A 14540-nucleotide genomic window follows, 5' to 3' on the forward strand; every position below is an offset into this window, starting at 1 on the left:
GTGCCTGTGGTATAATCAATACAAAACGCAGAAACGCTCAGGGTGGGGTGCTTCACCGCCGGATTTACCGTAAGGATTGGTGCATATGTTCGCAAACAGAAGCCTGAAAAGCAAACTTTTTTTCTGCCTGTTCGTCTTTCTTGTGCTCCCGTATTTAGCGCTGAACGCTGTCTTTTACGCCGCGGCGGAATCGATCATCCATGAAAAAATCATCAACTCCACAACCAAGGCGCTCAAGCAGACCTGCTTGAACATTGAGGGAGTCGTTTCTTCCATTGTGACAGGCTCGAATGTGATCGCGCGGACAGACTGGGTCGCACAGGGTTTAGTCAGCCCCCCCGCCGACGCTTTGGGCAGAACCCGCCTGCAAATTGAAATCAACACCTTGTTTCAAAGCGTGCAGAGCAACATTCTGCCGGTGGAGAGCGAAATTTTGATGGTGTCCGTCGGCGGAGAGATTTATTCCACAGCGCTGCGGGATCCTGATCGCGCCGACGCGGCTCTCTCCTCCGTCTGGTACGGCCAGACCCTGGAACGCAGCTATTTTTATAACTGGCATCAGTTACATAACAGGGATTTGGGGCTGATGGGAGGAGAAAATGCAGAGGTGATCGTCATGTCACGCGCCGTCAGAGATTCCTCCGGGAAAGTCTGCGGCGTTCTGGCCATCGCGATCGATAAGAGGGTCTTTTCCGAAATCTTTTCCAACCTCGCTTCAGACCGTCAGGAAAGCTACATCATTACCGAAGCGGATGGCAGCATTGTGCTTTCTTCCCGGCGATTTTTCGTTTCCGAAGCCTTCGCGCCTTATTTTCAGCAGATTTTGGACAGGCGCAGCGGTTCTTTCTCTTATTACGACAGCTCCGATCAATATCTCGTGAATTTTATGAGCATCGATCCCCTCAACTGGAGAATCGCCGTGTTCTCCCCGCATCGGTATGTGTTTTCCGAAATCGATCAGCTACGCACCAAGACCATTTCGCTGCACATCCTTTTCCTGGTTCCCTTCTCGGTTATCGTGATCGCCCTGTTCTATCGCTTTCTGCGTCCGCTTTCCGCGCTCATGACATTGATCCATCGGGTGCAAAAGGGAGACCTCTCCCGGCGGGCCCCCGTCACATCGAAGGATGAGCTTGGCGTTTTGACCGAACACTTCAATACCATGCTGGATAACGTCGGCCGCCTGATCGAGGAAAATCAGCAAAAGCAGCTTCGTCTGGCGGAGCAGGAGAAAGAAAAAGAGGCAATGCGGTATCTGGTTCTGTATTCCCAGATCAACCCGCACTTTTTGTTCAACACCCTGAACAACATCAAGTGGATGGCCCTGATCAACCACGACCGCGTCGTGGCGGACAGCATTTCGAAGCTGGGGCATTTGCTGGAGGCCAGCATTCGGAACACCCAAGACGAAATCACGCTGCGGGAAGAGCTGTCTTATCTGGAGAGCTATGCGCACATCATGCTACTGAGCCAGCCGGGCAAATTCAAGCTGCATTTCGACGTCGCACCGGAGGTGATGGAGTGCAGAATCTTAAAGCTTCTGCTGCAGCCGCTGGTGGAAAACAGCATCATACACGGGTTCCAAAACAAGGCGGAGAACGGGGAAATCATCATCACCGCGGCGCGGCGCGACGGTAACCTTGTCATTGAGGTATCCGACAACGGGGTAGGCGTGCAGGAAATGGAGCTGGACGGTATTTTAAGCCGGAAGCTGCCGATGAACAAGCTTGGCGTCAACAACACCAACCAGCGCATCCGCCTGTATTACGGCGAGCAGTTCGGCATCCAGATCACCCCAAACACGGACGGAGGAACTCTTGTGACCGTTACTCTGCCATTCCATATCCAAAAAGAGGAGGCGAATTCAGATGTATAAGGTATTGATCGCTGATGACGAACCGTTGGTGCGGATCGGGCTGGCTTCCTCAATTCCCTGGAAGGAGCTGGATCTGGCGCTTGTAGGGGAGGCCTCCAACGGAAAAGAGGCGCTCGCGCTGATCGAAGCCTATGAGCCGGACATTTTGCTGCTGGACATCGGAATGCCCGTCATGGATGGAATCCGCCTGCTGGAAATCCTTAAGGAGCGCAAGTATGCCGTTCAAACGCTTGTGCTGAGCTGCCACAATGAGTTTGAATATGTCAAACAGGCCTTGAAGCTGGGCGCTTTTGATTATATCCTCAAGCTTTCTCTGGACGTTGACGAGCTGACCCGTCAATTAAAACAGATCAAAGAGAATCTGGGAGAACATTCCGCAGATACCTTCCGCCAGGATAAAAAAGTGATCAACGATTATCTTTATCGGTTCCTGAACTATCTTCCGGAAGCCTCTCCTCTTCCTGCGGAGGTGCAGGAAGTCCTCGCGCAGACGGAGCAAAACGAAAATGATCTTTTGATGATCGAGATGCGGCGGCCATGTGAACGGTCAGAGACCTACTCCAATATTCTGCGTGAGGTCGCTTTGCAGACGCTTGGGCCGGAACAGCCGTGGTATTACTGCATACTGGACGCCTGCAAGGTGCTGTTCATCATTCCCGGGCAACCCGAAGCCCAGATCGAATTGTTGATCCACCGTATTTTTGATATGCTGCACGCCTATCTCAGCAGCCAGTTTCATATCGGCGTCAGCGCGCCCTTTACAGGAATTTCGAAAATATATGAAGCGGTGCGGCAGGCGGATACCGCTCTGCGCCACGGCTTTTACACCCCGAACCAGAGCGTTTTCTTTTTTACGAAGGAACCTCGATACGTCATGAATTCCCTGATCAGCAGCTCGCTGGAAAAAAGTATTTATCAGCAGATAGAGCTTGGGAATTTCGATGAGGTAAAAAGGATGGTGCTGGAGATCATCGATGAGAACCTGGAAAAAAAGACGCTGCACCCCAGTGTTCTACTGGGGAATATGATCGAGATCACGGGGCTTTTCGCAAAGTATCTGCGCACATTTGACCTGATGCTCCCGGACCTTTCCGAAGAGTACGAGCACTTTTTTGAGCAGATTCTGAAATATCGCAGCATCTTTGCGCTTCGCGAGGGTTACGAGCGGTTTCTGGACTGCTATGCGCAGCGGGTGAGCCAGCTCAAAAAGAGCGGCAACCGCGACGATATTGTAAAAGCAAAGGTCTATATTCAGGAAAATTTCCGAAAGCAGCTTTATCTGGAGGATGTCGCTAGATACGTCAATATGAGCAAGAATTATTTCAGCTGCATCTTTAAAAAAGAAACCGGCTTCAGCTATGTGCATTACCTGAATTCCCTGCGGGTGGAGGAGGCCCAGCGGCTGTTCCAGACCGGTTCGTTCAAAATCTACGAGGTGGCTGAAATGGTAGGCTATAACAATACCAACTACTTTTATAAGACCTTTAAAAAATTTACCGGCTATAACCCGAACGATTTTCGAAATAATCTAAGCAGATAACATGCTCTGCGGCAGACAACCAGATTTAACAAACATTGCGAAAAAGGCTCCCGGCCATAGGATTTCTCCTATGGCCGGGAGCCTTTTTCGGGCTGCCGCGGCGCTGCTTCTGGGGTCAGCTGCACTTGCGGAGTTCAGTTGCATCCGGCGAATGCGCTCCTTCTTTTTTTGCTGTTCCCGGCAACATATCGTACAAGCGGCCCGGCATACGCTGTAACGAATATCCAAAAGGGAGTGGCGCGAATGCTGACGGTAAAACAGCTCGAGGAAATGAGCCGGTTAGAGATGGATCAAATAGACAGGAATCAGTTGGCCGATATTCAGGGGATTGAGATCGATCCCGCGATGCCGCTGGAAGCACGAATGGAAAGCTATCTGGAGCAGGTCAAAAATCCGTATTGCTTTTTGTGCGGGAATACCGTCATTCGCGTGCGGTTTGCCCCCGACGGCGACACGCTGCAGAACAAGCTGGAGCACTTTTTCGTCAGCTTGAAAAAAACCTGAGTGCAGAAGCCGAAAAAATGATGGCAGGGTTCGCTTTTACGATGGCTTGATAATGTGAGACAGAGGAGGGAGGGATCATGGCCCGCGTCAGAAAAAACGGCGCCCCTAAAGACCGTGTTTTATGGAACGCCGCTTTGTATATCCGGCTCTCCAGAGAGGATGGAAACGACGAAAGCTACAGCGTAAAAAACCAGCGGCAGCGATTGATGGAGTATTTGGAAAACCGCATGCTCCGCGAAGAAATGCGCCTGGCCGGCATCTATGTGGACGATGGCTGCACAGGCACGGACAGTGACCGGGAAAGCTTTCAGCGCATGCTGGAAGAGATTGATCAAGGGATCGTCAACTGCGTGATCGTCAAAGACCTGTCGCGTCTCAGCCGTAACGATTGGGAATGCAAAAGATACCTGCAGCATCTGTTTGTCGTGAAAGATGTGCGATTTATCTCTCTGGAGCTTCCGAAATTGGATAGCTTTGAAAACCCGGATGAAGTTTATGAAATGGGTGTTTCGATCCAAAGCATGTACAACGAAAATCACTGCCGGGAAACCTCCATCAAAGTACGGGGAACCTTCAACATGAAGCGCGGCAGGGGGGAATTTATCGGGGCCTTTGCGCCATATGGCTACAGAAAAGACCCGGATGACAGGCATCGGCTTCTGGTGGATCCTCCGGCTGCGGATATTGTCAAGGATGTTTTTTACTGGTTTGTGCGGGACGGCATGAGCAAAATCGGGATTGCGAAAAAGCTGATCGGCATGGGAATCCCTTGCCCCGCTGCCTATAAGCGGCAGAACGGGATGAAATACCACAACCCTGCCATTAAAAACAAGGAGCCGTTGTGGTCTGCCCGCAGCATTACCGCGATCCTTACCAACCAAATGTACTTGGGGCATATGGTGCAGGGCAAGCAGAAGGTAAAAAGCTATAAGGTACATACACGCATCAACATACCCGAAAATGAATGGTTTATTGTGGAGGACACGCATGAGCCGATCATAGACGAGGAAACCTTTGATCAGGCGCAGATGCTGATGCAAAAAGACACGAGAACCGCCCCGGGTGCCGGGCGGCTGTACACCTTTTCCGGGTTTCTGCGCTGTGCCGACTGCGGCAAAGCAATGGGGCGCAGAACCTCGAAGCATCTGGTGTACTACGCCTGCAAAACGAATCTCACGCAGGGGCAGTGTACCCGGCATTCCATCCGGAACGATGTCTTGGAAAGGGCCGTTTTAAAAACCATTCAAAAACAAGTCGCGCTGATCAACGATATGGCGCAGCTGATCGACGACATCAACAATGCCCCGGCTCCGCGTGACGTTTCCAATCGACTGGCTGCTTCTCTCAGGCTGCAAAAGCAGGAGCTTGAAAAGATTTCGGGCATCAGAACAGGGCTTTATATAGATTGGAAAAACGGCGATATTACCCGCGAAGAATACCGCCGCATGAAAAAAGAGTTCGAGGATAAGGAACAGCAGCTCAGGCGGGATATAGCCGGCCTGGAGAAAGAAAATCAGGGTATGGCGCAGGATGCCGCCGAGCCCTGCTTTGATGCTTTCCGCAGGCACAACAACCTGGGCCACCTTGATCGTGGTATTGTCGCCGGGCTGATCAAAGCGATTCATATTCATGAGGGCGGCGGCATCACAATCGAATTTAATTTTGCAGACCCATACAAGCGCATAGCGGAGCTGATTGAAAACCGCGGAGAAGAATAAATCGTTGTAAAGAACTACAGCAGCGGAGAAGTACACGGTTTGATGGATTCTCGTTTTGATTTGCCTGGGGTTGTCATAAAATACAGGCGGCCACCGGTGCCACGGGCGCAACAGGCGCTACCGGACCTACAGGTCCTACCGGCCCTGCGGGCCCCGCGGGCGCAACAGGAGCCACGGGCGCTACCGGTCCCACCGGACCTACCGGCGCAACAGGTGCAGCGGGCGCGATCGGACCTGAAGGTCCTACCGGCCCCACAGGCCCTGCGGGCGCAGTAGGCGATATCGGCCCCACCGGTCCTACCGGACCGACTGGTCCCACTGGACCTACCGGACCCACTGGCCCGACAGGCGCTGGTGCGGTTATTCCCTTTGCTTCGGGTATTCCCGCAGTATTGACTACAGTTCTGGGTGGATTGGCAGGTACGACCACTGCCGTTGGGTTCGGTAACTCAGCCACGGGCTTGAGTGTGGTTGGCGGTACAATTGATACCACCGGTGTCACCAACATGGCCTTCTCCGCCCCGCGTGACGGCACAGTAACGGCCATCGCGGCTCAATTCAGCCTTTCTGTAGCGGCGACTCTGGTTGGTTCCACTGTTACGCTCACAGCGCAGTTGTACTCTGCTCCCGCCGCGAGCAACACCTTCGCACCGGTAGCGGGTGCGCTTGTCACATTGGCTCCCCCGCTTACTGGAGTGGTTGCCATCGGTACGAACAGCAGCGGCTTAGCAACTGGTCTTGCAATACCGGTTGTAGCTGGCACCCGCCTCATGCTGGTCTTCTCGGCAGCGGTAACTGCAGGTATCGACATCGCCACGGCCATCACAGGCTTTGCCAGTGCTGGGCTTACAATCGAATAACACGCAGACCTTTTCTCTGGAGGCTCGGATTTTTCCGGGCCTCCTTTCCTTTAGGAATTCCTCCGCCAATCCGACTCTCTGCGGCCGGACGAATTTTCTTTTCCGTAACAGAGAATTTGGAAGCCGATCAGGCTGATCACACAATCTTTTTCAGCAGCAGCAGCCAAAGACCCTGCCGGGACGGTACCTTCCGCCGCGACAGGGTCTTTTTTCTGTGCAGTTTGATTATTTTTTAGATTCCTTGTTTTAGAAGAATTTAGAGAAGCAGTTTCTACAAAATATTACACAGATCAATTTATATTGGTAGCACCTTAACGCGAAATGCAGGTTATAAAATTTGCAAAACCTGTTATTTAAAGTTTTAGTGAGCAGTTTTGTACATCCTCCTTAAAAAATCAGGCTTTTTATCAGATCTTTCTTCTGGGGTTTTGTATATTCCACAATATACTTTTTTTCATCCAGGCCTTTTTATTAGCTCTGATTAAAAATGATTTTTTACGTTATTTTTTGCCGTAAAATTTCTTTAGAGAGTCGATCAGCTGGAAATTTCACAAACGGAAGAATAATGAATTTATTTTATGCAAATACCATAAACTATATTTCTGTTATCAAAATTTATTAAGGCAATAATTTTGTTTTGATTCCTTTATTATGTGAATAGAACATCATTTGTATATTTAGTCTTGATGGAAGGGATTATTTTGAAGTTCATTGGTAAAAACGCACATACTTTGGTTGACAGAAAAATAACCCGGTGTTATCATTAGCGTGAAATTGATCCAAAAGAACCTTGTAGAAGAAAATCGGGAGCAATTTTAGCAAATCAATTTCGGTTTCTTTTGGACAAGCTTGATAAGACTTTTGTGTTTTTGATACTCCCTGGTTTTCATTTCTGCACTGGCTGGCAGTGCGGGCAATCCCTTCCGCTTTTCGCGGCTTTCATTTTCAAAAACAGAGAACACAGTCTGGAAGGATCGGCTGAGTTCTTTGTTTTCTCTCTGATAAACAGAACTGCAAATTATCCTTTCGCCGGTTGGCGGATGTGCAAGTGCCGGGAAAGGCGGGGCCGGCTTTTCCCGGCACTTGCGGCGGAATACAGATGCGGCGGCGTCTTTTTGTGCTTTTCTGTTTTTAGAGAATACAGCTATTACATAAGTATAAGGGAGAGAGATTTTGTGGAAGTATCTTTTGACGTAATGCAAAGCTGCGCGATTGCAGCCCTGGTGGTTTTGCTCGGCCGGGGACTCGTCAAGCGCGTCAAGTTTTTGCAGACCTATTGTATTCCGGGCGTTATCGTATGCGGACTGATCGTCAGCATCGTGTTGTCCTTACTGAAGAATGGCGGAATTTTGACTGTAAACTTTGATGTAAAGGTGCTCAAAGAGTTCTTTATGGACATCTTCTTCACCGCCGTCGGTCTGACCGCTTCTGCCAAGCTGATTAAAAACGCGGGCGGTAAGCTGCTGATTGGTATTACCATTACGACGATTGGGTCCATTCTGGCTCAGGACGCACTGGGTGTTCTTTTGACAAAGCCGCTGGGCCTGCACCCTCTGCTTGGCCTTGGCCTGGGTTCGCTGTCTCTGATGGGCGGCGTAGGCACTGCCGGTGCGATCGCCCCTCTGTATGAGGAGCTGGGCGCCGCCAACGCGACCGTCATCAGTGTTATGGGCGCTACCTTCGGCATGATCTTCGCCAGCCTGATTGGCGGCCCTGCTTCCCGTTTCCTGATCAAGCGCTACAAGCTCAGCGCAAACAAGAACGAAGTGGACGCCAGCAAGCAGAGTGATACCGAAGTGACTCCGCTGGATACCAAGAGTCTGATGGGCAGCGTCTGCCTGGTTGTCATTTCCGCCGGCCTTGGCTCTTATATTGCAATTGCGCTGGGGAATGTTCCTTCCATCGAGTTTCCCTATTTCGTCGGCTGCATGCTGGGCGGCGTGATCATCCGCAATATTCTCGACCACACCAGCTATGAGGTAAACGAGGCAGAGGTAGACGTTATTAACTCCATTACCCTCGATCTGTTTATCGCGATGACCATGATGACCATCGATGTGACAAAGCTCGCTGATGTGGCCGGTGCGTTCGTTGTGGTTCTGGCCAGCCAGATCATCCTGATGTTCCTGTGGGTATGGCTTGTCACCTATATGGTGTGCGGCAGAGACTACAACGCCGCCGTTATGGCCGCCGCCCATGTTGGTATCGGCCTGGGTTCCGGCCCGAACGCCATGGCGAACATGCGCGCCGTTATTTCTGAATACGGCCCCGCGAATGTGGCCTGGGTTGTGTTTACCCCCTTTGCGCTGATCGTGCTTGACATTGTCAACCCGATCTTCTGCACGATTGTGGCCCCGTTTGTGGCAGGTCTGTAAACTGCTTACAAGCACTTTCCTTGTTTGGTATCGAATTCGTTCCTGAATCCTGCCAGGCACAATAGAAATTTGGTGAACAAGAGACAGGCCCTGAGCGGGTCTGCCTCTTGTTTTTTCTTTTGTTCCGGAAGGTGCGGCCGGCAGGAATAATGGACAAACGAGATCTCATACGATGATACCAGATCGCGCGTTCAACACCACAGCAAAGGGGGAGTTGCCTAACGTCTTACTTGGTCTGCGTATATGCCATTTGTAAAAATGAGGAACAGTTTGTAGACCGGTGGATGGATTCTATGCGGGAGGCGGATCAAATTATTGTAACCGACACCGGATCCACCGACGGCACCGTACAGCGTCTGCGTGATAAAGGGGCCGTGGTGTATGAGGAGGTTGTCCGGCCCTGGCGGTTCGATCGCGCGCGCAATCTCTCGCTGTTTCACGTTCCCGAAAACGCAGATATCTGCGTTTGCACCGATCTTGATGAGGTGCTTTCTCCCGGATGGCGCGCCGCTTTGGAGCAGTCCTGGCGGCCGGATACGACCCGCGCCAAATACCTGTATAACTGGAGCCACCATGCAGACGGCTCCCCGGATCTTCAGCTGTATTACACGAAGATCCATTCCCGGCAAGAGTTCTTCTGGAATTACCCGGTTCATGAGTATTTGGTCTATACCGGCCCCATGCCGGAGCACATCGTTTTTGTGGAAAACATGGTACTCGATCACTATCCCGATCCTATTAAATCCCGGGGCTCTTATCTGCCTCTGCTGGAAACCGCCGTAGAGGAAAATCCCACGGACACCCGCATGCTGTATTATCTTGGCCGCGAATATTTGTACAAGAAACAGTGGCAAAGCTGCATTGACACAATGAAGAGGTATCTCGCCCTCTCCCGATGGGAAGAAGAACGCAGTGCGGCAATGCGCTGGAGCGCCTACTCCTGGAACATGCTGGGGAAACCGCGGGAGGCCGCGCGATGGTATCTGCGCGCGATCGCTGAAGCACCCCAAATGCGCGACCCTTACGTGGAATTTGCACAGCTGGCCTACCAGCAGAAAAACTGGCCCCTGGTGTACTGTTTAACCCGGCAGGCGCTTTCCATTCTGGAGAAATCAAAGAATTTTGCCAATATGGGCTATGCCTGGGATCACACTCCGGAGGATTTGTGCTCGATCGCCTGCTGGAATCTGAAGCTTATGGATGAAGCCCTGGAGCATGCGCGCCGTGCGGTGGAGCTGAACCCCGACAACGAGCGCCTGAAGAAAAATCTGCAATTAATCTTAACCGCCATGGAGAAAGCTCCCCCGGATTGATCGTCCGAGTATCTTTCCGACCAATTTCCCCAATGTTCCTCCAAAGTCTTTCCGCCGGAGTATCTCTGTGCGGAAAGACTTTTCTTTTTGATATCGTCGGGAATTGTACGGCTGCAAAATGATTTTCAATAGTATCGAGGGACAATAGGCTGGAAGGTTTATTTTACTTTCTGTGTTGGTCTTGCAAAATCAGTCCATAATGATAGTAAAGGATGTGCTTCCTTTGCTGCGCCTGCCTTTTTGCCTTGCACGATTTTCCGCCGGCTGCATGTTTTTCGGCAAGTATTTTTCTTTTGATTGCAGGTATTGACATTTTGATTGTTTTTTAATATCATTAAATCATATAGTATAAGTATGAAATGAGGTTTTGCTTCATGAGGATTTCTGCCAAGGGCCGTTATGCTCTTGCCGCAATGGTCAGCATGTCTGAATCCTATGCGAGCGGAGAATATATTACCGTTATCAGCATTTCGGAAAAGCTGGGAATCTCTAAAATTTATCTGGAGCAGGTTTTTTCTCTTTTGAAAAGGGGCGGGCTCGTCAACTCCATCAAAGGAGCACAGGGCGGGTACCAGCTGTCGCGAATGCCGCGGCAGATCACAGTGTATCAGGTACTGTCCGCTGTGGAGCTTTCGCTGTTTGAGCCGGCGGAGGATACCGTGGTGGAGAAAGCCCCGGACATTGAAAAAGCTATGCGCCTGAGCGCGTTTGAAAAGCTGGACAAGGCCGTCGCCGACGCCCTTTCCGCTGTCACGCTGGCGGACCTGGCCACAGAAGCCGAGCGCCACCGTGAGGAAAACACCTTTATGTTCTATATTTAAGGTTTGATCACCCCCCGGCCGCTTTGGCCGGGTCATCAAAAGCCGGGATGGCTTCCCGGCTGACACACCGCGGCTCTGCCCCAGGGCAGGGCCTGTTCTTACAAGCAGGAGCATTTTTATGGAATTCAATACGATTTGTGTACACGGTTCTTCTCATTCCTATGATAAAACCGGTTCGGTTTCCGTGCCGATTTTTCAAACCGCTACCTTTGCTCACCCCGGCGTGGGGCAGAGTACCGGGTATGATTATTCACGGGTGCAGAACCCGACTAGAGAGTACCTGGAGGAGACTATGGCCCGGCTCGAGCAGGGCAAAGAGGCGCTGGCGTTCTCTTCCGGCATGGCGGCGATTTCCGCGGTCATGGAGCTGTTTTCCCCCGGTGACCACATTATTTGTTCCGATGATCTGTACGGCGGCTCGCACCGCCTGTTTCACCATATCAATGCGAAGAACGGTCTTTCGTTCACGTCGGTGAACACCTCGTATCTTGAGCAGATCGAGGCTGCCATCCGGCCGGAAACGAAGGCCCTCTTTGTAGAGACCCCCACCAATCCCATGATGCAGGTGACCGACCTGAGAAAAACGGCGGAGCTTGCGCACGCTCATGGGCTTTGGCTCATTGTGGACAACACCTTTTTGACCCCGTACCTGCAGCGCCCCCTGACTCTGGGAGCGGATATTGTGGTGCACAGCGGCACCAAATACCTTGGCGGGCACAACGACGTTCTGGCCGGCTTTGCGATCGCAAACGACCCGCAAATCTGCGAGCGGCTGCGCTTTGTTTATAAAAATACCGGGGCGTGCCTTTCCCCGTTCGACAGCTGGCTTTTGATCCGCGGGATCAAAACGCTGCCCCTGCGCATGGATCGTCAGGAGCAGAATGCCGGAAAAATCGCCGTATGGCTCACCAAGCAGAGCAAGGTGCGTCAGGTGTTTTATACCGGTCTGACCGATCATCCGCATTACGCGCTGTCCAAACAGCAGGCCAGCGGTTTCGGCTCGATGATCTCGTTTGAGGTGGACAGCCGCGAAACCGCCGAGCGCATCCTGAACCGGGTGAGTCTGATTCACTTTGCGGAAAGCCTTGGCGGCGTGGAAACGCTGATCACCTACCCGATGCTGCAAACGCACGCGGAAATCCCCGCAGAGGAGCGCGAGGCCAAAGGCATCACGGACAAGCTCCTGCGCCTTTCTGCCGGGATCGAGGACGCCGACGACCTGATCGCCGACCTGGACTATGCCCTTGGGCAGGACTGATGCCCGATTTGTTATGCTGATTCACCGGACAGGAGGAACCCTATGTCTTTTGATACCATATATGACCGCAAAAACACCAATTCACTGAAATACGATTGTGCCGCCCGCTGTGGAAAGCCCGAGGGGCTGCTGCCGCTTTGGGTGGCCGATATGGATTTTCCGGCGCCGGAGTGCGTGAACGAGGCGCTGGAAGAGCGCTGCCGGCACGGAATCTACGGATACTCGGAGCCGGACGAGCGCTATTTTCAGGCGCTGCAAAACTGGTTTTCCACACGTCACGGCTGGAATGTGGAAAACGGATGGCTCATTAAAACACCGGGCGTTGTGTTCGCGCTGTGCGCGGCCATCCGCTCGCTGACCCAGCCCGGCGACGCCGTGCTGATCCAGACCCCGGTTTACTATCCTTTTACGGAGTCCATTCTCGCCAACGACCGGCGGCTGGTTCGCAATTCGCTGGTCTATCAGGCTGGCGGCTATTCTATCGACTTTGAGGATTTTGAGAGAAAGATCGAGAGCGAGAAGATCAAGCTGTTTCTGCTGTGCAATCCCCACAACCCGGTGGGACGTGTATGGACGGAGCAGGAGCTGGTGCGGATGGGCGAAATTTGCCTGCAGCACGGCGTGACCGTGGTTTCCGATGAAATCCACGCGGATTTCGCGTATCCCGGGCACCGGCATCTGGTGTTTGCGTCCCTGCGGCCGCAGTTCGAGCAGATCACGATCACCTGCACCGCGCCGACCAAAACGTTTAATTTGGCGGGCTTGCAGATTTCGAATATTCTGATCCCCAATCAAAGCCTTCGCCGTGCTTTCCGCGCGGAGCTGGATCGCGCCGGATACAGCCAGGCCAACGTGATGGGCCTGATTGCCTGCCGGGCCGCGTATGAAGGCGGCGCTCAGTGGCTGGACGACCTGAAAGAGTACCTTGTCGGCAATCTGGGTTTTGTGCGCGAATACCTGCGCGAGCATATTCCGTCGATTCGTCTGGTGGAACCGCAGGGAACATACCTGATCTGGCTGGACTGTTCGGCCTTGGGGCTGGATGACGACGCCCTGAATCGCCTGGTCATTGAAAAGGCAGGCTTGTGGCTCGACTCCGGCTCCATGTTCGGGGAAGAGGGCAAGGGCTTCCAGCGCATCAATATCGCCTGCCCGCGCGCGGTGCTTCGGCAGGCGCTGGAGCAGCTCGCGCATGCGGTAGCTGAACTATAAATTTTATTTATTACTTAGAGATGGCCTGCGTTCTTTGGAGCGCAGGTCGTTTTTTTATTTGGTTGGCGGTTCAAGGGCGGATTTTCTTATTGGGATGCTTTTTCTATCTGACAGATGTTTTTCGTTTGAGAAAGAATGGGACATCTTAGCGAATTTTTTGCAATATCGGACAGATGCGGTCTATCTGCTGGCGCAGGGAATGCCCTTATGCCGAGGCGGGGGAGTTGCTTGTTTTTTAGTAAAGTAGGTAGACTGGGTTTCTTTTTCTGTAGGGTTCTTTATAATGTGCGTGATAATGTGCGTGAAAGCGCAGTTTGCCTGCGGGTGTCCCCGCGTGGGATTCCGCTTGCGCAAGCTTGCCCCTCGTGCCGGGGCGGGCACTTACTTTCTTTGCGAGGCGGATTAAAATAAGAAGTGCAACAGAGTAAAAAGGGCCCATAAGAGAGGCCGTTGTGGTACAGTAGGAATTGATAAGATCACTACTGGAAAGGCGGCGCCCCTTATGAGCTACCACCATCTTACACTGAACGAGCGAAAAAAGCTATCCCTCCTGTGGCGGGAAAAGAAAAATATCCGGCAAATAGCCACGGCATTAAAACGAAGCCCCAGCACAGTCAGCCGTGAATTGAAACGGAACATTTCTCATGACAGAGATAGACTGGTCTATCGGCCGGTTAATGCAAACAGAAAGTATCAACGTCGCAAGCGGCAGGAGCGAAAGGGAAAATACCAGAAGGTCAGATTGTGCGAATATGTGCAGGAAAAGCTGTTGTTAACTTGGTCGCCCGAGCAGGTTTCAAACCGGGTTCGGCAGGATTATCCCGCTGAACCGCTCATGCGTATCTCTCACACGACGATCTACCGATGGCTTCATAAAGAGCGTTTGGCTCAGTCGGCCAGCATTCACCTACGGCATGAAGGGCGCCAGCATGGAGAACGCCGCGGAAAGCTTCTTGGAATCCAAACCTTGAAACAGCGTGGCCGAGAGATTTGGCGCAGGGAACGGATCGGGGATTGGGAGCTGGATACGATTATCTCCAGCAGCAAAGAGAGCCAAGCCGGG

The 14540-nt window shown here is 52.2% G+C and carries 11 protein-coding genes; all 11 read left to right on the plus strand.

The genetic code is table 11. From position 1 onward, the window contains the following. Window positions 1-85: 85 nt before the first annotated feature. Window positions 86-1876, plus strand: a complete 1791-nt coding sequence (locus tag TY09_RS08365) for a cache domain-containing sensor histidine kinase (protein ID WP_042433020.1) — start codon at window positions 86-88, stop codon at window positions 1874-1876. Next, window positions 1869-3416, plus strand: coding sequence for a response regulator (locus TY09_RS08370; RefSeq protein WP_042433023.1), 1548 nt, complete (start codon window positions 1869-1871; stop codon window positions 3414-3416). Before TY09_RS08365 ends, TY09_RS08370 begins: the two co-directional genes overlap by 8 nt. A gap of 243 nt (window positions 3417-3659) precedes the next feature. After that, window positions 3660-3920 (plus strand): DUF6870 family protein, encoded by a 261-nt coding sequence (locus TY09_RS08375; RefSeq protein ID WP_042433057.1) that lies wholly within the window; start codon window positions 3660-3662, stop codon window positions 3918-3920. 77 nt (window positions 3921-3997) lie between these two features. Next, on the plus strand, window positions 3998-5638 hold the full coding sequence (locus tag TY09_RS08380) for a recombinase family protein (RefSeq protein ID WP_042433026.1): 1641 nt from the start codon (window positions 3998-4000) through the stop codon (window positions 5636-5638). Between the two features lie 392 nt (window positions 5639-6030). Next, window positions 6031-6498, plus strand: a complete 468-nt coding sequence (locus tag TY09_RS18985; RefSeq protein WP_042433032.1) for an exosporium glycoprotein BclB-related protein — start codon at window positions 6031-6033, stop codon at window positions 6496-6498. A 1175-nt stretch (window positions 6499-7673) separates the two neighbouring features. Continuing rightward, window positions 7674-8873, plus strand: coding sequence for a sodium/glutamate symporter (locus TY09_RS08395; protein ID WP_242841462.1), 1200 nt, complete (start codon window positions 7674-7676; stop codon window positions 8871-8873). Window positions 8874-9103: 230 nt separating this feature from the next. Next, a complete protein-coding gene (locus tag TY09_RS08400) occupies window positions 9104-10186 on the plus strand; it encodes a tetratricopeptide repeat-containing glycosyltransferase (RefSeq protein ID WP_042433035.1) in 1083 nt (360 codons plus the stop codon). 374 nt (window positions 10187-10560) lie between these two features. Next, window positions 10561-11007, plus strand: a complete 447-nt coding sequence (locus tag TY09_RS08405; RefSeq protein WP_009064777.1) for an RrF2 family transcriptional regulator — start codon at window positions 10561-10563, stop codon at window positions 11005-11007. Window positions 11008-11125: 118 nt separating this feature from the next. Continuing rightward, window positions 11126-12265 (plus strand): trans-sulfuration enzyme family protein, encoded by a 1140-nt coding sequence (locus TY09_RS08410; protein ID WP_042433038.1) that lies wholly within the window; start codon window positions 11126-11128, stop codon window positions 12263-12265. A 42-nt stretch (window positions 12266-12307) separates the two neighbouring features. Continuing rightward, window positions 12308-13477 (plus strand): MalY/PatB family protein, encoded by a 1170-nt coding sequence (locus TY09_RS08415; protein WP_042433041.1) that lies wholly within the window; start codon window positions 12308-12310, stop codon window positions 13475-13477. Window positions 13478-13979: 502 nt separating this feature from the next. Beyond that, a partial coding sequence (locus TY09_RS18150) for an IS30 family transposase (protein ID WP_042433044.1) occupies window positions 13980-14540 on the plus strand: 561 nt, incomplete at its 3' end.

Origin of the sequence: Faecalispora jeddahensis (assembly GCF_000577335.1) — a bacterium.
Taxonomy (GTDB): domain Bacteria; phylum Bacillota; class Clostridia; order Oscillospirales; family Acutalibacteraceae; genus Faecalispora; species Faecalispora jeddahensis.

Bases quoted from the DNA above. Each gene is read 5' to 3' on its own strand.
- TY09_RS08365 (WP_042433020.1), top strand. From the start codon at position 86: ATGTTCGCAAACAGAAGCCTGAAAAGCAAACTTTTTTTCTGCCTGTTC.
- TY09_RS08370 (WP_042433023.1), top strand. From the start codon at position 1,869: ATGTATAAGGTATTGATCGCTGATGACGAACCGTTGGTGCGGATCGGG.
- TY09_RS08375 (WP_042433057.1), top strand. From the start codon at position 3,660: ATGCTGACGGTAAAACAGCTCGAGGAAATGAGCCGGTTAGAGATGGAT.
- TY09_RS08380 (WP_042433026.1), top strand. From the start codon at position 3,998: ATGGCCCGCGTCAGAAAAAACGGCGCCCCTAAAGACCGTGTTTTATGG.
- TY09_RS08405 (WP_009064777.1), top strand. From the start codon at position 10,561: ATGAGGATTTCTGCCAAGGGCCGTTATGCTCTTGCCGCAATGGTCAGC.
- TY09_RS08410 (WP_042433038.1), top strand. From the start codon at position 11,126: ATGGAATTCAATACGATTTGTGTACACGGTTCTTCTCATTCCTATGAT.
- TY09_RS08415 (WP_042433041.1), top strand. From the start codon at position 12,308: ATGTCTTTTGATACCATATATGACCGCAAAAACACCAATTCACTGAAA.